This is a genomic window from Dysgonomonas hofstadii (assembly GCF_014196915.1).
GTDB classification, from domain to species: Bacteria; Bacteroidota; Bacteroidia; order Bacteroidales; family Dysgonomonadaceae; genus Dysgonomonas; species Dysgonomonas hofstadii.
In genome coordinates this window covers 36,298-59,017 of sequence record NZ_JACIEP010000006.1, presented here as the reverse complement: position 1 = coordinate 59,017, position 22,720 = coordinate 36,298, and the positions used below count along the sequence as shown (strand labels likewise).

The 22,720-nt window shown below is 41.4% G+C and carries 17 protein-coding genes; 10 read left to right on the top strand and 7 right to left on the bottom strand.

Features of this window, described 5'->3' with window-relative positions; all coding sequences use genetic code 11:
* Nucleotides 1-7: 7 nt before the first annotated feature.
* A complete protein-coding gene (gene serB, locus GGR21_RS09345) occupies nt 8-1,228 on the top strand; it encodes a phosphoserine phosphatase SerB (protein ID WP_183306951.1) in 1,221 nt (406 codons plus the stop codon).
* A 446-nt stretch (nt 1,229-1,674) separates the two neighbouring features.
* On the opposite strand, the gene GGR21_RS09340 is transcribed toward serB, so the two are convergent.
* On the bottom strand, nt 1,675-3,291 hold the full coding sequence (locus tag GGR21_RS09340; RefSeq protein ID WP_183306950.1) for an ABC-F family ATP-binding cassette domain-containing protein: 1,617 nt from the start codon (nt 3,289-3,291) through the stop codon (nt 1,675-1,677).
* A gap of 112 nt (nt 3,292-3,403) precedes the next feature.
* The gene (locus GGR21_RS09335; protein WP_183306949.1) at nt 3,404-4,843 is read right to left on the bottom strand and encodes a PDZ domain-containing protein; all 1,440 of its coding nucleotides are present in this window, start codon (nt 4,841-4,843) and stop codon (nt 3,404-3,406) included.
* An 863-nt stretch (nt 4,844-5,706) separates the two neighbouring features.
* On the opposite strand from GGR21_RS09335, the gene GGR21_RS09330 reads away from it, so the two are divergent.
* From GGR21_RS09330 to porD, 9 genes are all read left to right on the top strand, one after another.
* Complete coding sequence (locus GGR21_RS09330; RefSeq protein WP_183306948.1) at nt 5,707-6,306, top strand: riboflavin synthase; 600 nt, start codon at nt 5,707-5,709, stop codon at nt 6,304-6,306.
* A 3-nt stretch (nt 6,307-6,309) separates the two neighbouring features.
* Nucleotides 6,310-6,864: a nitroreductase family protein gene (locus GGR21_RS09325; protein ID WP_183306947.1), complete on the top strand. Its 555-nt coding sequence runs from the start codon at nt 6,310-6,312 to the stop codon at nt 6,862-6,864.
* A gap of 14 nt (nt 6,865-6,878) precedes the next feature.
* Complete coding sequence (locus GGR21_RS09320) at nt 6,879-7,502, top strand: DUF2238 domain-containing protein (RefSeq protein ID WP_221232975.1); 624 nt, start codon at nt 6,879-6,881, stop codon at nt 7,500-7,502.
* Between the two features lie 6 nt (nt 7,503-7,508).
* The gene (locus tag GGR21_RS09315) at nt 7,509-8,447 is read left to right on the top strand and encodes a DMT family transporter (RefSeq protein WP_183306946.1); all 939 of its coding nucleotides are present in this window, start codon (nt 7,509-7,511) and stop codon (nt 8,445-8,447) included.
* 40 nt (nt 8,448-8,487) lie between these two features.
* The gene (locus GGR21_RS09310; RefSeq protein ID WP_183306945.1) at nt 8,488-8,997 is read left to right on the top strand and encodes a hypothetical protein; all 510 of its coding nucleotides are present in this window, start codon (nt 8,488-8,490) and stop codon (nt 8,995-8,997) included.
* Nucleotides 8,998-9,009: 12 nt separating this feature from the next.
* A complete protein-coding gene (gene mnmA / locus GGR21_RS09305; protein WP_183306944.1) occupies nt 9,010-10,083 on the top strand; it encodes a tRNA 2-thiouridine(34) synthase MnmA in 1,074 nt (357 codons plus the stop codon).
* A gap of 77 nt (nt 10,084-10,160) precedes the next feature.
* Complete coding sequence (locus GGR21_RS09300; protein ID WP_183306943.1) at nt 10,161-10,796, top strand: trimeric intracellular cation channel family protein; 636 nt, start codon at nt 10,161-10,163, stop codon at nt 10,794-10,796.
* Nucleotides 10,797-10,881: 85 nt separating this feature from the next.
* Nucleotides 10,882-12,867 (top strand): PorE family type IX secretion system protein, encoded by a 1,986-nt coding sequence (porE, locus tag GGR21_RS09295; RefSeq protein WP_183306942.1) that lies wholly within the window; start codon nt 10,882-10,884, stop codon nt 12,865-12,867.
* Nucleotides 12,868-13,764 (top strand): type IX secretion system protein PorD, encoded by an 897-nt coding sequence (gene porD, locus GGR21_RS09290; RefSeq protein WP_183306941.1) that lies wholly within the window; start codon nt 12,868-12,870, stop codon nt 13,762-13,764. It begins immediately after the preceding gene.
* A 35-nt stretch (nt 13,765-13,799) separates the two neighbouring features.
* On the opposite strand, the gene GGR21_RS09285 is transcribed toward porD, so the two are convergent.
* The 5 genes from GGR21_RS09285 to GGR21_RS09265 all read right to left on the bottom strand — a co-directional run bounded on the left by GGR21_RS09285 (nt 13,800) and on the right by GGR21_RS09265 (nt 22,200).
* Entirely contained in the window at nt 13,800-14,624 is an 825-nt protein-coding gene (locus GGR21_RS09285; protein WP_183306940.1) for a tetratricopeptide repeat protein, read from the bottom strand.
* A 152-nt stretch (nt 14,625-14,776) separates the two neighbouring features.
* The gene (locus GGR21_RS09280) at nt 14,777-16,315 is read right to left on the bottom strand and encodes an OmpP1/FadL family transporter (RefSeq protein ID WP_183306939.1); all 1,539 of its coding nucleotides are present in this window, start codon (nt 16,313-16,315) and stop codon (nt 14,777-14,779) included.
* A gap of 92 nt (nt 16,316-16,407) precedes the next feature.
* On the bottom strand, nt 16,408-17,892 hold the full coding sequence (locus tag GGR21_RS09275) for a hypothetical protein (RefSeq protein WP_246348044.1): 1,485 nt from the start codon (nt 17,890-17,892) through the stop codon (nt 16,408-16,410).
* 352 nt (nt 17,893-18,244) lie between these two features.
* The gene (locus GGR21_RS09270) at nt 18,245-19,753 is read right to left on the bottom strand and encodes a pectate lyase (RefSeq protein WP_183306937.1); all 1,509 of its coding nucleotides are present in this window, start codon (nt 19,751-19,753) and stop codon (nt 18,245-18,247) included.
* Between the two features lie 110 nt (nt 19,754-19,863).
* Entirely contained in the window at nt 19,864-22,200 is a 2,337-nt protein-coding gene (locus tag GGR21_RS09265) for an ATP-dependent helicase (protein WP_183306936.1), read from the bottom strand.
* Nucleotides 22,201-22,720: the final 520 nt, after the last annotated feature.

Genomic DNA, 22,720 nt, shown 5'->3' with positions numbered 1-22,720 from the left:
TCTTATAATGGAAGATTCAGAAATAATATTAGCTAGTCTGTCCGGAGAGGACAAACCGGGTGTGACTGCGGCGTTGACAGCCGTGTTGGCCGAGCATGATGCCAATATTCTTGACATAGGACAGGCCAATATTCACCATTCATTATCTCTGGCTATCATGTTCGAAGCCAAAAATGCAGGAGAGGTCATAAAAGATCTTCTTTTCAAAGCATCGGAAGTAGGGGTGATGATTCGTTTTTCTCCTGTCAGCAAAGAAGAGTATACTCGTTGGGTGTGCCTTCAGGGGACAAAAAACCGTTATATAGTAACTGTATTAGGCCGCACTTTAAAACCGGCTCAGATATCCTCCGTGGCCAATATTAGCCAGAAATATAAACTGAATATAGAGAAGATTATCCGGCTTACAGGTCGTGTGCCATTGCAGGCCGAAGATCGTCCGAGCCGCTCTTGCGTAGAGATGGCTATCCGGGGAACAGTCGAAGATGTGCAGCAGTTGAAGCATGATTTTATGAAGCTTGCTGATGAGCAGGAAATAGATATTGCTTTTCAGGTGGAGAGCATGTACCGCCGTATGCGCCGCCTTGTTTGTTTCGATATGGATTCTACTTTGATTCAAACTGAGGTGATAGACGAACTGGCAGAGCGCGCCGGAGTGGGAGAGCAGGTAAAAGCTATTACTGAAGCCGCGATGCGTGGCGAGATAGATTTTTCGGAAAGTTTCAAAAAGCGGGTGAGCCTGCTCAAAGGGCTGGATGAGTCGGTGATGAAGGAAATTGCTGAAAACTTACCGATAACCGAAGGTATGACACGTCTGATCCGCATCCTCAAAAAAGGTGGCTATAAACTTGCTATTTTGTCAGGAGGATTTACATATTTTGGCAACTACCTCAGGGATAAATACGGCTTCGATTACGTGTATGCCAATGAGCTGGAAATAGTTGACGGTAAACTAACCGGAAATTATGTAGGCGATATCGTTGATGGAAAGCGTAAAGCTGAACTTCTTCGTTTGCTGGCTCAGGTAGAAAAAGTGGATATGCGTCAGACTGTAGCGGTTGGTGATGGTGCAAATGATCTGCCGATGCTGGGTATTGCCGGATTGGGTATTGCTTTCCATGCAAAACCTAAAGTTAAAGAAAATGCGAAACAATCGTTGTCTACCGTAGGTCTCGATGGTATTCTTTACTTCCTTGGATACAGAGACTCTATGCTTGTAGGAGAAGAATAATAAGATTTTTCAATATATTTATTAAGCCTTCTGTGTTTCAGGCAGAAGGCTTAATTTGTATGTAGGGAGGAGTTATACACCAACGGCCATAATGGCCAAAATCAACTTTCTCAAGCAAATATTTGGGTAGTAAGGTCGGTAAAAGTAAGGAGACTTACATAGCCGCTGGAGGTTTAAATGCCCAGAACACCTTGTAGATAACTCCTCCGCAATATTATATAAAGAGATGTATATGTCATTTGTAGGATTAGAAGCGTTATAGTAATGATGTTTGTATTACATGACAAATGTATGTATTGTTAATTTAACAAACGAATTTATTGTGTTAAAATAACACTATAAATCTTGTTTTGTTAAAAAAATAAAAAGAGACCAAATTATTTTGGTCTCTTTTGCCGATATAAGTGTGGATTCGTATTTTATTTTAGGTTAATAGCTGTTATTTGCTATTTTTTATACATCTTCTCTTTTAAGGCTTTTATATCATCGGAAATAATATAGTCATCATAATCCATAATCTTGTCTATCGTGCCATTAGGAGTTAATTCTATTACCCGGTTACATACGGTCTGAATAAACTCATGGTCATGCGATGACATCAGTACATTACCCTTGAATTGAATGAGCGTGTTGTTAAAAGCCTGTATCGATTCCAGGTCAAGATGATTAGTAGGCGAATCCAATATAAGGCAGTTGGCGTTTGTCATCATCATGCGTGCAATCATACAACGCATTTTTTCGCCTCCCGAAAGCACTTTTGTCTTTTTCAGTACTTCTTCTCCCGAGAACAGCATACGTCCCAGAAAACCTTTTATGTATATCTCGCTGGTATCGTCAGAGAACTGCGACAGCCAGTCTATAAGGTTCAGCTCGTCTTTGAAGTAATCACCGTTATCCAGAGGTAAATATGCGCTTGTAATGGTCTGCCCCCAACTGAAAGTTCCTGTATCGGCCTTTTGATAATCATTGATGATTTCGAAAAAAGCAGTCATGGCACGGGGGTCTTTCGACAGGAAGATCACTTTGTCATCTTTTTCTATATTGAAACTTACATTCTTGAATAATGTAGTTCCTTCTATAGAAGCGCTAAGATTATTTACTTCCAGAATTTTATTCCCCGGTTCACGATCGGGAGTAAAAATAATACCGGGATAACGGCGCGATGAAGGTTTGATCTCCTCTATATTTAACTTTTCGATCATCTTTTTGCGACTGGTAGTCTGTTTCGATTTGGCTACATTGGCGCTGAAACGACGAATAAATTCTTCTAGTTCCTTTTTCTTTTCTTCGGCTTTCTTATTCTGCTGTTGTTGCTGACGCAGGGCTAACTGGCTCGATTCGTACCAGAAGCTATAATTACCCGCAAACATGGTTACTTTGCCGAAATCGATATCTACAGTGTGTGTACATACCGAATCCAGGAAGTGACGGTCGTGCGATACGATTAATATCGTATTTTCTGCGTTCGCCAGATAATTTTCAAGCCACATCACAGTTTCTATATCCAGGTCGTTGGTTGGCTCATCGAGCAGCAGATTATCAGGGTTGCCAAATAATGCACGGGCTAGCAGGATTCTTACTTTTTGTTTTCCGCTCATATCGCCCATCATCTGATAATGCAGATCCTCCGATATACCAAGGCCGCTTAATAGCATGGCGGCATCGTTTTCCGCGTTCCAGCCTTCGAGTTCAGCAAATCTTTCTTCGAGTTCCGAAGCCCTTATTCCATCTGCATCAGAAAAGTCTTCTTTGGCATATAGTGCATCTTTTTCCTGCATTATATCCCATAGTGTGGAGTGTCCCTGAAGAACGGTATTCATTACAGTCTGATCGTCAAATGCAAAGTGATCCTGCGCCAGTACCGAAAGACGTTCGCCCGGGCCAAGTGAGAATGTTCCGCTGGTAGCATCCTTTTCCCCGCTAAGTATTTTCAGGAGAGTTGATTTCCCTGCACCGTTAGCGCCTATTATACCATAGCAATTACCACTGGTGAATTTCAGATTCACATCTTGAAATAATACACGTTTACCAAACTGAATACCTAAATTTGAAACTGTTATCATTGATATTTAAAACTTTATGTGGCACGATGGTTTATCCTGCCGCTAATACTGAATTTTGAAATGAAATTTGAATTCGGGCGCAAAGGTACAAATTTTTTGCCTTATTCCGGCATTATAATGCTTTTAGAATAATGGATTTTCGTATCTGAGGTACAATGGTGAATTTGCGTAATTGTTTCCCGTCCCAAGCTTCGATAAGGATTCTGTTATCACCTCTGCTATTCACATATTTCTCAAAATCATATAGATAAGAAAAATGTGTCTGATATTGTGACTTACCGAATTCTTTGGCTATATCCTGATAATAGACCTTATTCCAGAACATACAATCGGTAAATCCTTCGGCATTAGTAAACTTCGTAGATGCATCCCTATACGCCATTGTTTCTGAAATAAAGCGTTTATACGCTTCAGATAAGCTTCCCTTTGAATGATCGAATTTTTTGTCGTTTATTTTCTGAATGATATAACCTGTACGGATGCCTGCTTCATAAGCCGGAGATCCCATATCGACATCTTTTATTGTTATCAGGTCGTCCGCATCAAAATGCATGCCTGTATAGTTATATTGATTAAAGTCTACCCTATATTTCGCTTCTCCGTTTTTCGGATTGGTGAACGGAAATTGTTTTAGCATCAAAGGCGTATGCAATTTTACATAATCGGCAAGCGAATAAGATGACGACAGGTAATCTTTGATATTGCAGTCCCATATCTGGGTCAGCCTGCTTGTATCTATATATTTACGATCATAAAAACTGAAGCCGTACTCAACTGTATATTGTCCGCCTTTTTCCTTGTTCGGCTCATTTGGATCGAATATTGCCAGATTAACCATTTGTTGCTTATCAGAATCGAACCTCCAGACACCCGGAGCATAATTCGGATTGTTCAGCCCGGTGAAACTCGGGTTCGGTCCATAACTGTAATATGCCTGGACTACGATGTCGGGATCGGAAGTGTCTCTTACCAGCCCTTTTTCTACTAATTCCTTCTCAAGTAAGGCTGTAATTTGCGCATCGATAGCAGGTACATTTTTCCCATCCGAGTAAATATCGAAAGAGTGATAATCTGTAAAATCGACTTCCTTGTTTGGAGTTACATTCAGAGGTAAAGAAAAACTGCGCTGATTCGTGTTTTCAAGACTGTAGAATGAGAATATCTGTGACAGTTGCCTTTCATTGACTGAACTGGTGGCAATACATTCACGATACAGTGTGTATTCCTTGAAATACGTATTCATATTTCGTATGGTGAATTTTACGGTAGGTGCATACATATTGTCGAAGAGCCAGCTGGCTATTGTCGGATTGTCGCGCAGATAAGTTGCTTTACCATCTATCTCCATGATAATATCCCCAACCTTTATTCCGGTCTTTTCGGCGGGAGAATTAGGTTCAACATCAGTAATGACCAGTTCCCCGTAGCCCCAGTTCTGGTTTTTACTGACTTCGAACGTAAAGCCGAAATAGCAATTCTTATCATAAACCTGAGATCGTATATTGATGGTGAATACACCTGTAAGAATACATAAAAAGAGTATTTTCTTCATTTTAGAGTCTGTTGTGAAAAATTTGCTTGCAAAGATATGCTTTTTTTATCAATTTCTTATTTTGAATGAGGGGTTTAGCCGTATTTTAATGCATGAATCTTTATTAAATCAGGTGTTACTTCTTTTACTCTGTGTTTTTTACAAAAGTCGAACTAATTTCTATAAATGTTTTCTCTGAACTCATCCTGACTTTTTCAACACAGAGTAAAAGAAGTAAAAAAGAGTCTATCTGGATATAAAATAAATTATTGATGCGAATCAGTAGTTAAATTTAAATGTTCGTTTTTCTACTGCGCGTAATCAAAGATTACTTGCCATCCTTTTTTCCTAAGCAAAAAAAGGATGCAAAAATGCTTTGGTGGCTCATCCTTCGTGCGACCCGCCACAGACTCAGGAGCTAAACCAAATAAACTCGCCTGCGGCTCAAACAGTATTTGGTTTCACGCCCCTTTCGCCTGACGGGTGCCCCACACTTCGGACTAATGCCACCGGGCGGACGCCTGACAAGGCAGGGGTAACCTTTGTCGTCGCATTGCGACTCCGGCATACGTTCCGCAGGCGGGGCACCCAATCCGGCAGTGGAGGCGTAGAACAAAAAGCTGTCCGAGCTTAGGCATAAGATTCGTATTTAGCCCTGCTTATGAGCGAGTTCTTTTTGTTCAGCCGCAACGCCGGTTTTGGGTCGCCGGAGGAATGCAGCCTTGATTTTTTGTAACTTTTTTATCAAGAAAAAAGTTGAAAGAAAACAAGCCGGCTGACGTGGTAGTAAAAAAACGAACATTTAAATTTAACTACTGATTCACATATTTTATTCTCTAATAAATTCCGTACCTTTGTACCACAAAATATAAAAATATAAAGAGATGTTTTCAGGTATAATAGAAGAAGCAGCCACAGTAGTTTCTTTGCGTAAAGAAGCAGAAAATCTTCATCTGACAATGAAGTGTTCGTTCACTCACGAGTTGAAAATAGATCAGAGTGTATCTCATAACGGAGTTTGTCTGACTGTCGTTAATCTGGATGGAGAAACGTATACCGTAACTGCTATAAAGGAAACTCTGGAAAGATCAAATCTTGGTCTTTTGCAGGTTGGAGATAAGGTGAACCTCGAACGCAGTATGTTGATGAACGGCCGTCTGGACGGACATATTGTACAAGGACATGTAGACCAGACAGCAAAATGCGTGGAAATCCGTGAGGCTGACGGTAGCTGGTATTTTAAATTTGAGTACGATTTTGACAGGGAGATGGCTAAAAAAGGATATCTGACCGTAGATAAAGGATCGGTAACCGTCAATGGAGTAAGCCTTACAGTTGTGGCTCCTACCAATAATACATTTGAGGTGGCCATTATTCCATATACTTATGAATTTACAAATTTTCATCAATTAAAAGTAGGGAGTGTGGTAAATATCGAATTCGATATCATTGGAAAATATATCAGCCGTATAACCCAACTTTAAATCATGGATAAGACTGAGTTTTATGAACTGGTAAAACATCGTCAGAGTACACGGGCATATGATACAGACCGCACCGTTGACCGTGAAATAATAAACCGGATACTCGAAGCCGGACGTCTGTCGCCTTCTGCTTGTAATGCTCAGCCGTGGCATTTTATTGTGGTCGATGAACCGGAACTAAAAAATAAAGTAGCGGATGCGGCATCTGCACGCTTGCTTGGTATGAACCACTTCACTAAACAGGCTCCGGTACACATTATAGTGATTGAGGAAAAAGTAAATCTAAGTTCGGGAATCGGTGGTCTGGTCAAGGATAAACATTTCGCATTTCTAGATATCGGCATTGCCGCTGCACATATTTGCCTGGCAGCAGAGGCCGAAGGGTTGGGTACATGCATCCTGGGCTGGTTTGCCGAGGGAAAAATGAAGAAATTACTGAATATACCGGACAGTAAACGTGTAGTACTGGACATCGTGCTGGGCTATCCCGCACAATTGGTACGGGAGAAAAAACGTAAACCGGCCGAAGAGATAATATCATATAACACATACAAATAAACTATATTATACTGATGATAGAGAAAAAATACTGGATATTTCTTGCCATATTCTTTATAGTGGCCATCTGGTCGGGAATCAATCCTTACGAGACAGGACTGTGGTTTCTCGAGGCGGGAATGTGTCTGGCCGGTGTTGCTATTCTGATCTTTACATTCAAACGTTTTCGTTTTACGGATATGACCTATGTGTTTATCCTGATTCATCTTATCATCCTTTTTGTCGGCGCGCATTATTCTTATGCCCGGGTTCCTTTATTCGACTGGATAAGAGAGGTCTTCGACCAGGATCGTAACAATTATGATAAGGTAGGACATTTTGCACAAGGGTTTATTCCGGCTATGATAGCCCGCGAATTAATAATCCGTCTCGATGTAGTGAGAAAAAGGGGATGGATACCATTTTTTGTCGTTTCTATCTGTATGGCGATAAGTGCTTTCTATGAGTTGATCGAATGGTGGGTTGCCGTCTTGTCGGGTGATGGAGCCGAAGACTTTCTCGGTATGCAGGGATACGAATGGGATACCCAATCAGATATGTTCATGGCCATGATTGGGGCGATATGTATGCTGGTTTTTTTCTCGCGGTTACAGAACAGGCAAATTGGCAAAATAGAAAAATTACAGTCAGAGAAGTAATATGACATGATGCTTTCACAAAAACAACAAGGTCATCTCCTTATGCTACTGGTGATGACAATATTCGGGCTAAATATCCCCATAAATAAATACCTGTATGCAAATGAATTATTGTCGCCTATGGCAATGACTCTGTTGCGTATGGGATTTGCTGCTATTGCATTCTGGATAGTTTCCCTGTTCACAAAGAAGGAGAAAGTAGATAAAAGAGATATATCGATTCTGGCCATCGGAGGCCTTAGCGGTATGCTTATCAATCAGAGCCTCTTTGCAATAGGGTTGGGACAAACCTCTTCGGTGGATGCGTCGATTATAACCACCAGTGGACCATTGTTTGCCATGGTTTTAGCCGCAATTATACTGAAAGAGCCTATTACTACAAAAAAAGTAGGAGGAGTGCTTGTCGGTGCGGCCGGGGCTATATTTCTGGTCTACTCGAGTACACAGGTAGTTGTGCCAGGACAAGGTTCGGCTATTATCGGCGATATATCTGTTCTTACTGCACAATTGTTTTATGCTTTCTATCTGGTTATTACCCGCCCATTGGCTACAAAGTATTCTCCTATCACCATGATGAAGTGGATGTTCCTGTTTGCTGCATTGATAGACTTGCCGATAGGCTTTAAATATGTTGCGGAAGCACCATTGTTCACTCAGCCGGATATCATGCCATATATGTTATTATCATTCACATTGGTTGGGGCAACATTTATTACATACATGCTCATCCCTCTGGCTCAGAGACGGATAAGGCCTACAACAATCTCTATGTATAACAATATGCAGCCGTTGATCGCTTCGGGCGTTGCCATATCGATGGGGATGGATCGGTTCACTATAGAGAAACTGATTGCCGGTATACTGATCTTTGCCGGAGTTTATCTGGTGACTGTGAGTAAATCCCGGGCCGATTTGGAGGCTGAAGGAGTGAAAGAAGGAAAATAAATCGTATTTTTGTAGTTTCAAATTTAGATTATTGATTCACATGAAGATAATAAAGATCATATTACTCTTTCTCATATTGCCTCTGACAGCATCGGCACAATTGTTAAGCGTTGGCGGGCAGTATGCCACACCTCAGGAAGGAGGTAATGCTATCCAGTTTGCTGCTAATGCGGCGTTTCCCGTATGGCACAAAAAGAACCCGATGAATACCTTTATAGCCAGTGGTATCGATTACACAGGTGGAAGTACTCCCGTGTCAGGATTGAATATAAAACCACTGCAGATCACATCATTCCTAAGCGAATCATTGTTCAATAGTAAGTCATTCACATTCCTTGTAGGGTGTGATGCCGGATATCTGTTCAATTTCAGGCATGGAAAAGACGGGATAGTTATTACACCCAATGCTTATTTCGATTATAAGGGCGTTTTTCTGAAAGCAGGATATGATTTTAATGTTACAGGCGGTGAACAACAGTTCTTTTTGCGCCTGGGAGTGAATTTTGGAATAGGTACATTTAAGAATTTTGTAAAAACAAAGATCTGGTAGGGATTTACAGGAATGAAGATAGCAGCATTGGTATCGGGCGGGGTAGATAGTTCGGTGGTTGTACATCAACTAAAGGAACAGGGCTATGATCCGACGATATTTTATATACGCATAGGCATGGAAGACGAGCAGGGCTATATCGATTGTCCTGCCGAAGAAGATATAGAGATCACCACCTACATTGCCAAAAAATATGGTTGTAAGATGGAGGTTGTGTCTCTGCACGAAGAATATTGGGAAAATGTGGTGAGTTATACTATCGATGCCGTGAAGCGGGGACTTACCCCTAATCCGGATATGATGTGCAACAAAATGATCAAATTCGGATGCTTTGAGCAAAAGTGGGGGCACGAATTTGATAAGATCGCTACGGGGCATTATGCAACGACTACCGAACTTGGCGGAAAAACATGGCTTTCGACAGCAAAAGACCATGTGAAAGACCAGACTTACTTTCTGGGGCAGATAGACTATATGCAGGTCTCTAAGCTGATGTTCCCAATAGGAAATTTACTGAAAAGCGAAGTGCGTGCAATAGCTGCACAACAGGCTTTGCCATCGGCACAACGGAAAGATAGCCAGGGAATATGCTTTCTGGGCAAAATCAACTACAATGATTTTATCCGTCGTTACCTCGGGGAAAGAAAAGGTAAGATCGTGGAACTGGAAACCGGAACGGTTCTGGGAAAACATGACGGCTATTGGTTCCATACTATTGGTCAGCGTAAAGGCTTGGGGCTTAGCGGAGGGCCCTGGTTTGTGATAAAGAAAGACACCCGCCGCAATATTATCTATGTGTCTAATGGCTATGACCCTGCCACTCAATATGGAAATGTGGTTAACCTTGCCGGTTTCTCTTTTATAACAGACGATATATGGGGTGATTTTACGGGATCGAAAGACGTAACTTTTAAAATCCGTCATACGCCCGAATTTACCAAAGGTCGTATAGAAAAGATAGGAGATATTTACCGCATATATTCCGACGAAAAGATACAGGGCATTGCCGCAGGACAGTTTGGTGTGGTGTATGATGCCGAATCTAAACTTTGTATCGGCAGCGGGATGATTTCTAATGAAGAATGATAATTTGATAATTTGAATATTAGCAAATTTGAAAATGATATTTATAACTCATAATCCATAACTTATAATTATTACTCATGTTCCTTTTTGATGATCTGACTCAGATTGAAGTTGTCGATATTATCGAGTTCTTAGGGACTATAGCGTTTGCTATCAGTGGTATACGATTAGCTTCCGCCAAGCATTTCGATTGGTTTGGGGCTATTGTTATAGGTTTTGTAACCGCAGTAGGAGGGGGGACGTTGCGTGATCTCCTGCTCGATGTTCCTATATTCTGGATGCAAGCCAGCCGTTATATATGGTGTACGCTTTTTGCATTTATAATTGTCCTCTTTTTCAAGAAATATCTGGTACACTTGAATAATACTATATTTTGGTTCGACTGTATCGGTTTGGGGCTCTTTGTTGTGGTAGGATATGAGAAAGCCATGGCGCTTGAATATCCGGTTTGGGTATGTGTGTCGATGGCTACTATAACAGGCATTGTAGGTGGAATGATACGTGATATCCTTATCAATGAAATACCGATCATCTTTACACAGGAGCTATATGCCGTGGCATGTATTCTGGGAGGTATCTTATTCAGTATATTGAGTTATCTGCATGTCGATCTGGTTGTAACGGAAATAGCTACGGCCGTATTTGTTGTTGTAATAAGGATACTGGCGACAAAATATCATCTGAAACTTCCGGTGCTGAGAGGAGAAGACTAACAAAACAGGCAATATTCTGCATATAAATCAGTTATATTTACAGATCTGTTATCTATCGAAAACCAGATACAAATAAAGTTGCGATTTGAAAAAACATATCGTTTATATATTAAGCTCATTATTGCTTCTGCCATTCTTCAACTACTGTAAATCGGTTAAGCTGGAGGATGCCGATCTCAAATTTGCTCAGGGTGAATACTTTGTCGCCTCAGATATGTATCGTAAAGTATATCGCAAGACATCCCCCCAAAAACGCGAACTCAGAGGTGAAATCGCTTTGCGTATGGCCGAAAGTTACCGCCTGATAAACTATCCTGCCCGTGCGAATGTCGCTTATGCAAATGCCATCCGCTATAATGTGGGCGACAGTACTGTAACATTGCAATATGCCCGGTCTTTGCATAAAGCGGGTGATTACAGGAATGCGGCAAAATATTATGCAGAGTTTTTGGAATTATTCCCCGGGAACCAGTTTGCGATAAATGGTCTGGAGGGTACTAAGGTAGCCCCCGAATGGCGTAGTAAGCCAACAAAGTATAAGGTGGCAAAAATGGATCTGTTCAACTCCAACAGGGGAGAATTCAGTCCGATGCTATTACCCCCCGATTATGATCAGGTTTATTTTTCATCTAACCGCAAAGAAGCCACAGGTGATACGATCAGTGGAATCACTGGTGCAAAACTGAATGATATATTCATGGCAAGGAAAGATGAAAGTGGAAACTGGATGAAGCCAGAGATTATAGAATCTGCACTTAATACACCGTCAGACGAAGGAACCCCGTTTTTTTCCGTCGTGGGCACTTCCATGTACTATACACATACCCGTGTAAAAGATTCGCTGGAAGCATCCTATCCCGCCATATATGTTTCGCAACGGTCAGGCGGTTCATGGGGAGCCGGTACTAAGATAGAGCTAAACAGAAGGGATTCTTCCCATGTATATGCTCACCCCACTGTCAGTGCAAACGGAAATTTCCTTTATTTTGTATCGGATATGCCCGGAGGATATGGGGGCAAGGATATCTGGCGGGCTTCCATGGTCGGCGATCTGGTAGAATATGTGGAAAATCTGGGACCGGAGATAAACACTGCCGGAGACGAGATGTTTCCTTATCTGAGAAACGATTCTACATTGTATTTTTCATCCGACGGACATGTTGGGATGGGAGGTCTGGATATTTATAAAGCATCATATCATTCCCGTACTGAAAAATGGAGTGTTGAAAATATGAAATACCCGGTAAATTCCTTTGCAGATGATTTCGGCATTACGTTCGAAGGAGAGAAGGAGCGGGGCTTTTTTAGTTCGAACCGGGGCGATGCAAAAGGATATGACCATATTTATTCATTTGATTATCCTGTGATTAAGACTGTTGTTGAAGGCTATATTGTTGATACTGATGATGAGTTTGTCACAAAATCTACGATCCGAATAGTAGGTAGGGACGGAACAAATAAACGGTTTCCCGGCAAAAATGACGGTTCTTACAGTCTCGATGTCAACCAGGGTGTGAATTATGTATTCCTTGCCAGTGCTGAGAATTTCCTGAATACCCGCATGTCGCTGAAAACTGTGGAGCAGGAGAAAGACTCGGTTTACCTTGTCGATTTTATCCTCACCCCGATAAACAGACCTGTGGTTTTAGAAAATATCTTTTTCGATTTTGATCGATATACGTTGCGTCCCGAGTCGAAAGAAGAATTGGATGGACTGATTGATTTGCTGACCTTAAATTCAAATGTGACAATAGAGTTGTCGGCGCATACCGACCGGAAAGGCAGTGATGAATATAACAATGTGCTGTCGCAACGAAGAGCTGAGGCCGTTGTCGATTACCTGATCAAAGGTGGTATCGCTAAAGACCGGCTTACAGCTGTGGGAAAAGGAAAAACAGAGCCTAAGACTGTAACGCGGGGAATAAAGAAGAAATACGATTTTCTGGAAGAAGGGCAAATACTGACTGAAGATTTTATAAAAGAACTATCGCCCGAGCAGCAGGAGATGGCCGATCAGGTAAATCGCCGCACCGAGTTTAAGGTATTGAGTGTAACCTATAATCTGGAATAAATGAAAAGGCTGATCATATATATTATTACTATATTGCTGTTCTCATTTGGAATGCAGGCGCAGGAGTTGAATACCAAGCTCACTATCAATACGCAACGCCTGCCTACGCCCAGTAAGGAGCTGTTTGCTTCTCTTGAAAGTAACCTGATCCGTATATTGAATGATCAAAAATGGTCGAATGTCACATTCAATCAAAATGAACGCATCAATTGTACTATGACGATTACGGTAAATGAGATGACAGCGGAGAATGCTTTTAAAGGTGAAATCCAAGTTACGTCGAGTCGTCCCGCTTATAATTCCACATATGTAACCACGATGTTCAATTTCAGGGACACCCAGTTTGAATTTAAATATATGCAAGGAGAGTCTTTGGACTTTAATAGTCTGAATATCGATAATAACATTGTGGCCGTCATATCTTTCTATGCGAATATCATTCTTGGTCTCGACTTTGATTCTTTCTCCCTGAATGGGGGAAAACCTTATTTTGCCAAGGCCACGGAGATCGCAAATATGGCTCAGTCGCTGAATACAAAAGGATGGGAGCCTTTCTCCGGAAAGAATAATAACCGTTACGATCTGGCAATGGCCCTGACTGAAGAGAGTTCATCCAGCTTTCATGATATGTGGTATGCCTATCACCGCACAGGCCTTGACGAGATGGTTTCGAATGCATCGAGAGGAAGAATAAGAGCAATGGAAGCTTTTACCGGACTCAATAAATTATACGAAGCTCGTCCTTCATCCATTTTGCTTACAGTTATCGGCGATACCAAGCTTGATGAAATAGTGAGGATAAGTTCGCAGGGTACAACCGAAGAGAAAAGGAGCATGAAAGATATGTTATCCAAATTTTTTCCTACCCGTGGTGCTATTATAAAAGGATTAGAGTAGTTTGCTGTCTACTAACTACTTGTCCTACTAATTCTTTATTTACACAATCTTAGGAAATCTTCAACGATGCTTTCTTCCACGCCCATTTCCTTTGCTCTCAGAAAATCAGCCTTTGCCAGCTTTTTTTCATATTGAGCAAGCCGTAACTGCCCTCTTATCATATAGATAGACGGATCTTCATATCCAAGTTCCAATGCCTTTGCTATATCTTCCCGTGCACGGGCCAGGCGATTGAGGCGTAAATAGCATTCGGCTCTGTGAGAGTATAACTCTGCTACAGATTTGTTTTCGTATATGAGGTCACTATATTTCTCCTCGGCTTCTTTCCATTGGCTTCTTCGTTTCAGTATCAAAGCCAGTCCCATTTCGGCATTCAGATTCTTAGGTTCGATTTCTAGTATTTTCTCAAAATCTTCTTCGGCAGACATCAGATTTTTTTCACTCATATATATCAGTGCTCTTCTGTATATCGCTTCCGTATCTTTGGGATCACTCAGAAGAATTGTGTTATAGTCTTTCATTGCGTCGCTGAAGCGGTTCATTTCGCAATACAAAGCTGCTCTGTTGTGCCTGATAAATGCAGATTCCGGAAATTTTTCAATAGCTACGTTATATGACAGAAGTGCTTCATCCAGCTTGCCCAGATTGCGTTGTATGGTTCCCAAGTTGACCATCAACATCGTGTTGTTGGGGTTGGCGGGTTCTTTCCTGAGGGCGGCTTTCAGTGCCTGTTCGGCAGCGGCGTAATCGTTCATCTCCACATAGTCGATCGAGCGGCTCACCATCTCTTCGTATGTTTGGGCGTGCGAACTGATTAAAGAAAGACAAAACAGTGAAACAATGGTAATTATATTCTTCATTCCTTTATTTTTATTCAAAGCAAATGTACTCCTATTTAACATACTATGTTTAAAGTTATTGTCTAAAAAGCTTTAAAAAAGATTATAAGTGGTTTACAAAAAAAAATAGCATACCTCTCAAGATATGCTATTCTCTATATTGGGTTTTATTTTTAGAACCTATAACCTAAAGTCATTAATCCCTGGAATGTATTGTCTTTCCATTCCGATTTTTCTGAGCCATAGAAAGTGTATATATCACTTTTTTGAGTTCTCATTACGAAAGCGATATCTGTATAGAAATTCTTTGAGAACCGGTATCCCAATCCGTAGGTGATATAGTTGGTATCGCCGTCCAGAGTATAATGATTGGTGGTTCCGGCTGTCATCACCTCCTGGTTGCCATCTTTGAAGTCTTTTTTAAGCGGACTTTGTTTCCATTGGTATCCTATACGTCCCGAGAACTGGGGAGTGATACGGATTTCAGCACCCACACGTAAAGTTGATGATCCTTTAAAATGATTTTTAATATCTACGTTTGCATCATAGTTCAACGGATCTCCGTGATCATCGTACAATTTCATGTTACTGCCATAATTTGTGTACTCATAGTCGGCACTGATAATTGCAGTGTTACCGATTACCCCCGCCAGGCTGGCTGTCCATCTGTCTGGCGTACGCAATTTATAATCATAATGGTAGAAGTCTGTACTGATCCATCCTTCTTTTAGTCCATATTCTTGAAGATTATATTCGAAATCGGCGGCATAAGAATCGGTCATATTATACCATGTCGGTGAGTGATATGCCAGTCCGATGCGCAGTTCATTGACAGGTTTTACAATAATTCCGGCACTCACCTGGTAACCTGTTCCGTCGGTTCTTATATCATTATCAAGATAGGCGTAAGAATCATTTGTATAGAGTTCGTCAAATTGTGAATACATACGGTATTTCAGGTCGGTAACTGATACTGTCAGTCCTACGCTTACAATATCCGAAAACGTTGTCCCTACATTAAAATCATATGTGTCTACAGATCCCTTTTCTCTGACGGCCAAATAGTTGTCTGAGTTAGGATATAGCTGATCCAGAACATTAAATCGACCACCATTTAATCCGATCAATCCACTGTTATATCCAAAAACAGCCATCCAGTCGTAGTTATCTAATGCTGTGTAATAATTTCCACTCATTTTACTTAGTTCGCTGGCCGGATCTTTTCCTCCAAAGTTGACTGCGTTTGCCCTGTCGGCCATATAATCGGCCATAGTGTGATTATCTGGATTTGTTACACCCATCGAATATTTACGGTCAAAGTTCTTTACTCGGTTGTATGAAAATCCAAAATTGATGAATGGTACAACATCATCGGAGGTTGGGAAGGCGGCAACAAAAGCCAGATTATCAAAAGTAAACTTAAATTTACTGTCGTCTCTCTTTTCCAGATTCGATTCAATAGTTGTTTTCGCATTTTGGAAATTCATTGTGGTAACTATTTCCGAACTGCGATAAACACCGATACCTGCCGGATTGATCGCTATCCCCGATATATCACCACCCAATGCGCCAAATGCGCCTCCCATAGATACGGCACGTGCAGTACCCGTAAGGTCGGTTTGTGACAGTTTGTAAGCATCCATTTCTCCCTGGGCAAAAATGCTTCCGGCCGAAATGATAAGTGCCGCTAAAGATAAAACTCTACGTCTCATAATATTCATTTTGTGTATTTTTAAAAAAGCTGCTTCAATTATTAGCATTCTTGAAACAGCTTTGTTTTATTAATTGTTCAGTTTATCAGCTTTTATCTGCCGCGTCCACCACTACTTCTGCTACTGCTACTGCTTCCGCCACCGCCTGATGAACGACTGCTTGAAGAAGAGCTTCCTGAGCTATAGGAAGAGGAGCTTCTGGAAGAACTCGAAGAACTGCTGTAGCTACTGCTTGATCTTGAAGAACTGCTGCTACTGCTAGAGCTCGGTCTCGAACTGCTGCTCGATCCGCTGTAACTTGGTCTTGAAGAACTGCTGCTAGAGCTTGATCCGCTGTAACTTGGACGAGAACTGCTGGATGATCCGCTATAGCTTGGCCTTGAAGAGCTGCTACTAGAAGAACTTGAACCACTGTAGCTCGGTCTTGAAGAACTGCTGCTTGAGCTAGACCCGTTGTAGCTTGGTCTTGTCGACGGACGCGATGATGTACTGCTCGATCCGTTATAGCTTGGTCTTGTTGAGCTACTGGATGATCCGTTATAGCTAGGTCTGGTAGTAGGCCTTGTTGAGCTGTTGGATGATCCGTTGTAACTTGGTCTGGTAGTAGGCCTTGTAGAACTACTGGATGATCCGTTATAGCTCGGACGTGTGTTCGGTCTTGTAGAACTTGATCCGTTATAGCTAGGACGAGTGTTTGGCCTTGTTGAATTGGAACTATTATAGCTCGGACGGCTATTCGGTCTTGAGGTTGAACTATTATACGATGGCCGGGAATTAGACGAATATCTTCCTCCACTGCTAGTCGCATAACGTCCGCCAGATGAATATCTCGATCCGTAATAAGCTCCTCTTGAACGGCCTGCTCCGCTATAACGTACAGGACTTGAGTAATAGTGATGGTGATGTCCGTACCAGCCACCGTAATAAGGTCTGTTCCAACCCCATCCCCAAGAGTTGTAATACCAAGGATCGTGCCATCCCCAGGAACTATAGTACCAAGGTCTGCTCCAACCCCATCCCCAAGAACCATAATACCATGGATCATACCATGAATCGTACCAAGGGTAGTAGCTGAATCCCCATCCCCAACCAAGGTTTACGTTGAAGTTCCATCCCCGGTTGTGATAATAATTACTATACAGGTCATTTGTAACGTATACATTAATCTCATTATCACTTGTTATTTTTACACTATTCTCCGGATCATGGAATTTTACTATACGGTCTGTATATTCAAAGTCCTGATATTCGGTAGTGTCCTGAGGGGTTTCGTATACTTCTACATTGCCGCCGCGGCGGTTGTATGCATCAACATCGATATTGACGTTACCTGTAGTTTCCAGCGTAACGTCTCCATTATCGCGAACGACAAGTACCTGTGTCGGGTTTACCTGTTTCTGAGATACTGTTGTTTGTTTGACTTCTTTCTTCTTGTTTTCTTTCGGTTTAGAAGAAGCATAGATGTCATCCCATTCCTCCTGCGCAAAGGCAAAGAACGGAATTGCAGACACCAGAAACATTAATAATAATTGTTTTGCTTTCATAATGTGCTCTCCTATTTTTAATTTTCTAAACATTTGTGTCCTTTTATGACAAATACCTTTACAATTTATAGTTTAGACTAGCTGCCAATTAAAAGGTTTAATTCTTGTTATAAATTTAATAGATAATAAACAAATATACAATAATTTATTTCTTTCTCAATGGGTTTATATATGAAAGATGCATTTAAAGAGGAATTTGTTGCGTTTAATTATGTTAAATAAGTATTAAAAATATGAGTAAAGCTGACGCAGGTCATATAAGAGGCTTTTAGGAAGATGGGAGCGTTTCATATAGAATCAATTTTATAAAAGAAGAGGTTGCTTCCTTTCGGATGGCAACCTCTGAGAATAACCTAAAAAAACCTAATTTATCTTACCTGATATTTTATTCTATTATTGAATTTATATATACTTCCAGATTGGTATAAGACCTGCTTAAATTATATTTATTTGTGTCACTGCTATCGTTCGGGTCGAGCCCCATTTTAGTTTCCCATTCGTCGGGTATACCGTCGCCGTCGGTGTCTTTGAGTGCTGCGGTTGAACTGTAAGCCGGCCATCCGCCTACGTCGCTCTGGGAGTCGATAATTCCGTTCGTGCTGCCGTTAGATCCCGGATAGGTATATGTCCCGTTCCTGACTTCATTTATGATGCGTTCATCGACTTTATCCCGTTTGTAAGATGCTCCGGCTTGTTGTAACACGAGATTATACGCTTCCTGCGCACTATGGGTTTCACAATCGGCCATGGCGAATTCGCTGGTTACCTTACATTCCTCTTTCGTGAAAACAACATCGGATACTTTGACTGTAAAGCCAAACCAATTGTCATTGTTTACACTGGCTATTTCGGCGCTGTATTGTGATACGGATGAAGATGTCGCGTCAAAATTATTACCGTTAAGATAGAAATATCCATGTACTCCGTTATTTGCATAAGCCTCGAATATCCGGTAAACGATATTCTTTTTTGTAGCTGTTGATGGTCCCGGTTTATAATAATTATTTACGAAATTGTAGGAACCGCCTTCACCCGCATAACCGCTATTGCCATCTGTGGCAGACCCCCAGTTGTAAAATACGTTATTACGGATGTCTACTTTTTCCAGTTCGGGTTCACCTGTATACCGGCTTCCGCAAAGGCGGGGATTACGGCTGTTATGATGTGCAAGCAGATTGTGGTGGAATGTTACGCCTTGCCCGCCCCATATTCCGCCATAGCCGTGAGAACCTTTCCCATGTACTGAATTGGTAAGGCTCTCGGAAAGGATACACCATTGCATGGTAAAATTCTGGTTGTCGTAGAATGATGAACATTCATCTGTTGACCAACTCATCGAACAGTGGTCGATGATGATATTTTTACGTTCGCGGCCCCACAAGGCATCATCTTCGGTTTGCGTCTCATCTCCCATGCGAAAACGTATATACCTGATTATAACATTGTCAGCTTTAATGCTTGTCGCGTAATTTTTCAGGCAAATGCCATCGCCGGGGGCCGTTTGTCCGGCAATAGTAAGGTCTCCGTTTTTTATTTCGAGGGTATTTTTTAGTTCTATTATTCCACTGATGGCGAATACAATAATGCGAGCCCCGGACTGATTAATAGCCCAGCGCAAAGTCCCTTGTTTCGATGCATCATCTTCCAGACTATTGACGATGAGAGTTTTACCTTCAGCACCACCTTTTACATATTTACCGGCACCATCCGCACCCGGGAATGACGGAACGGTATCCCTGTTCGGAGCAGGATAAGTGGTTAATCCCGGATCAGGATCAGGGGTTGGGGTTTCTACCGGGTTTTGTTCTTCTGTGTCTGATGAACAGGAGCTATTGATGATTATAAAACCGGATAGTATTATTGAAAGGGTAAACCGCAAGTATATGTATTTCATGAATATGTGAAGATATATATATCTGCAAATATATTATTGAAAACAATACAATATGGCTTCTGTTTTAACATAAAACAGATAGACACCCTAATCTGATTAGATTGACACCCTTATTCTACAATCTCGAACCGGGCAAATTTTAATAACAGTTGTTTTATTCCCGAGTTTTCGAATTCTACGGTAGCTTTTCTGCTGTCGGCGTCACCTGTTACGGCGGTTACTTTTCCTATGCCGAAACGTTCGTGTTTAATAATAGCTCCTACCTGAACCTCGCCGCTGTTTTTTCCTGCGTCGGCTTTGGGCATGGCTTTTTTCGCATTCACGAAGTTTGTTGGCGATGTAATATTCTGAGGATTTGGTTGCCTTTGTACCAGTCCTTTGTCTAAATGAGCAGGATGTTGTTTTTTCGAATAATCATACAGGTCATTTGTGTAAGTTTCGGGGCGGTTGAGCACACCAAATGTTCCACTACCCAGAACGCCTGCATTTGCATTTAAGAACTTTTCGTCAATATCCTTTAGAAAGCGGCTCGGGTTGCAAGCATTGATCTGCCCGTTGCGGAAACGGCTGCGCGCATAAGAGATCATGCAATATTCCTTTGCCCGTGTGATGGCGACATAGAACAGGCGGCGTTCTTCTTCCAATCCTCTGAATTCTTCTTTCGCCATGGCCGACGGGAAAAGGTCTTCTTCGAGTCCGACTATAAATACATTGCTGAATTCCAGCCCTTTGGCAGCGTGTACGGTCATCATGGTCACTTTTTCCTTATCGGCCTCCTTGTCGGTGTCCTGATCGCTTAACAGGGAAACTTCGGACAGGAAATCCATTAGTCCGATGCCTCCCAGACCTTCTTCTTTGCGTGATTCACAGAATTCGTGTATACCTCCCAGCAATTCCTGTAAATTTTCCTGACGGCTCATACCTTCGGGTGTCTGATCCTGATAGGCTTCACTGGCTATGCCGCTTTGCTTTACTATACGGGTTGACAGTTCGTAGGCATTAAATTCGGTCAGTCCGGCTATAAAGCTTTCTATCAGTTCGCGGAATCCTGTCAGTTTCTTTGCAGTCCCTGCATTCACATCGAGATTGTAAGCCAGCGGATCACCTATAACTTCCCATAGGCTGATATTGTGCAGGCGTGCGGCATTCGCTATTTTTGTTAAGGTGGTAGCACCTATTCCACGTGCAGGAAAATTAATAATACGACGGAATGCCTCTTCATCGTATGGATTGACCACCATACGGAAGTAGGCGATCACATCTTTTATTTCTTTGCGCTGGTAGAACGAAAGTCCACCGTAGATACGATACGGAATGTTCTTTTTCCGTAAGGCTTCTTCAAAAATACGGGATTGTGCATTGGTGCGGTATAGGATCACGAAATCGCTGTAAGACGCTTTCTTTTCACGCCGTAAGTCCCAAATTTTATTCGACACAATAACTCCTTCTTCAAAATCAGAGAAAGCACTGGCTATTTCTATGCGTTCGCCCTCATCGTTTTCGGAGTATATTGTTTTCTTTATCTGGTCTTTATTTTGTTTTATAAGGCTGTTGGCCGCGTTTACAATATTCTGGGTAGAGCGGTAGTTCTGTTCCAGTTTAAATAATTTTGACTCAGGATATACTTCTTTAAATTTGAGTATGTTGTCTATGTTTGCTCCACGGAACGAATAGATACTTTGTGCATCGTCACCAACAACACATACACGATGGTGCGCATCGGCCAATTGCTTTACAACCAGATATTGTGCAAAATTCGTATCCTGATACTCATCTACCAGTATAAATTGATAACGTTCCTGATAAGATTTCAATACATCAGGATTGTCCCTGAACAGGCAGTTTGTATAAAATAACAGGTCGTCGAAATCCATGGTGTTGGATGCTTTCAGCCTGTTGTTATAATCACGGTAAATATCTTTCAAAGCGGGTATTTTGGCCCGTTGGTCATATTCCAATAGCTCTTTGTTCTGGGCATAAGCCTGCGGCGAGATTAACGCATTTTTCGCATTGGATATAATCGCCTGCACTTTTGCCGGTTTATATATTTTATCATCGAGCTGATATTGCTTGATAATTGTTTTTATCATATTACGTGAATCAGCCGAATCAAAGATGGTAAAGTTGGAAGTAAAACCTATTTTTTCGGCTTCAGCACGTAATATCCGGGAAAATACCGAGTGGAACGTACCCATCCACAGGTAACGGGCATACTGCCAGCCGATAAGCTGCGCTATACGTTCTTTCATTTCTCGTGCGGCCTTATTGGTAAAGGTAAGGGCAAGTATACTTTGCGGATAATAGCCTTGTTGCATCAGGTAGGCTATCTTGTAAGTAAGTACACGTGTTTTACCCGAACCTGCACCTGCGATTATCAGGGAAGGCCCGGTTATATATTCTACAGCTTCGCGTTGTTGCTGATTCAGATGATTGAGAAGATTATCCATAGATATTTGTGATAGGAAAACAAAGATATTAAATAATATGTCAATGTGAAAATAGTCTGATGAAGTGTTGAAAAGTTTATCTATGTTAGTAGACAGTAGAAAGCGATCATTGAAATAAATAAAGTTGACAAGTAAACGAGATACAAGTAAACAAGTTTTTCGTTTTTTGAGATTTAACTATGTTTCTCTCCGTTGACCGTTGGTTGTAATCCGATGATTTATATACATAGCGGATTTAAAATCCGCACTTAAAAACTTCCGGATTGCAAATCCGGAAGAACGGGGGATCTTTGAAATAGTGGGAAAGTGTACGGTTTGTACTGTTTTAGTTAAAATATGAATAGCCTCCTGCTAAAGCAGGAGGCTATTGATTAAGAAGGGAAAATATGTGTAAGTTTTGCCAGGTTTTAGAAAGGCTATTGGCTATAAACTAATAGCTAAAAGTTGCAAAAGTGTAACTTTTGTAACTTTTTTGTTAACTGATAACTGTTGACTGCTAACTGTAAAGTTTTTTCTTTTA

Excerpts from the sequence above, each read along its gene's own strand:
- GGR21_RS09265 (WP_183306936.1), bottom strand. The coding sequence starts at position 22,200 with ATGGATAATCTTCTCAATCATCTGAATCAGCAACAACGCGAAGCTGTA.
- GGR21_RS09340 (WP_183306950.1), bottom strand. The coding sequence starts at position 3,291 with ATGATAACAGTTTCAAATTTAGGTATTCAGTTTGGTAAACGTGTATTA.
- GGR21_RS09280 (WP_183306939.1), bottom strand. The coding sequence starts at position 16,315 with ATGAGACGTAGAGTTTTATCTTTAGCGGCACTTATCATTTCGGCCGGA.
- GGR21_RS09270 (WP_183306937.1), bottom strand. The coding sequence starts at position 19,753 with ATGAAATACATATACTTGCGGTTTACCCTTTCAATAATACTATCCGGT.
- GGR21_RS09310 (WP_183306945.1), top strand. The coding sequence starts at position 8,488 with ATGAAGATAATAAAGATCATATTACTCTTTCTCATATTGCCTCTGACA.
- porD (WP_183306941.1), top strand. The coding sequence starts at position 12,868 with ATGAAAAGGCTGATCATATATATTATTACTATATTGCTGTTCTCATTT.
- GGR21_RS09335 (WP_183306949.1), bottom strand. The coding sequence starts at position 4,843 with ATGAAGAAAATACTCTTTTTATGTATTCTTACAGGTGTATTCACCATC.
- serB (WP_183306951.1), top strand. The coding sequence starts at position 8 with ATGGAAGATTCAGAAATAATATTAGCTAGTCTGTCCGGAGAGGACAAA.
- GGR21_RS09325 (WP_183306947.1), top strand. The coding sequence starts at position 6,310 with ATGGATAAGACTGAGTTTTATGAACTGGTAAAACATCGTCAGAGTACA.
- GGR21_RS09320 (WP_221232975.1), top strand. The coding sequence starts at position 6,879 with ATGATAGAGAAAAAATACTGGATATTTCTTGCCATATTCTTTATAGTG.
- GGR21_RS09275 (WP_246348044.1), bottom strand. The coding sequence starts at position 17,892 with ATGTTTAGAAAATTAAAAATAGGAGAGCACATTATGAAAGCAAAACAA.
- mnmA (WP_183306944.1), top strand. The coding sequence starts at position 9,010 with ATGAAGATAGCAGCATTGGTATCGGGCGGGGTAGATAGTTCGGTGGTT.
- GGR21_RS09285 (WP_183306940.1), bottom strand. The coding sequence starts at position 14,624 with ATGAAGAATATAATTACCATTGTTTCACTGTTTTGTCTTTCTTTAATC.
- GGR21_RS09330 (WP_183306948.1), top strand. The coding sequence starts at position 5,707 with ATGTTTTCAGGTATAATAGAAGAAGCAGCCACAGTAGTTTCTTTGCGT.
- GGR21_RS09300 (WP_183306943.1), top strand. The coding sequence starts at position 10,161 with ATGTTCCTTTTTGATGATCTGACTCAGATTGAAGTTGTCGATATTATC.
- GGR21_RS09315 (WP_183306946.1), top strand. The coding sequence starts at position 7,509 with ATGATGCTTTCACAAAAACAACAAGGTCATCTCCTTATGCTACTGGTG.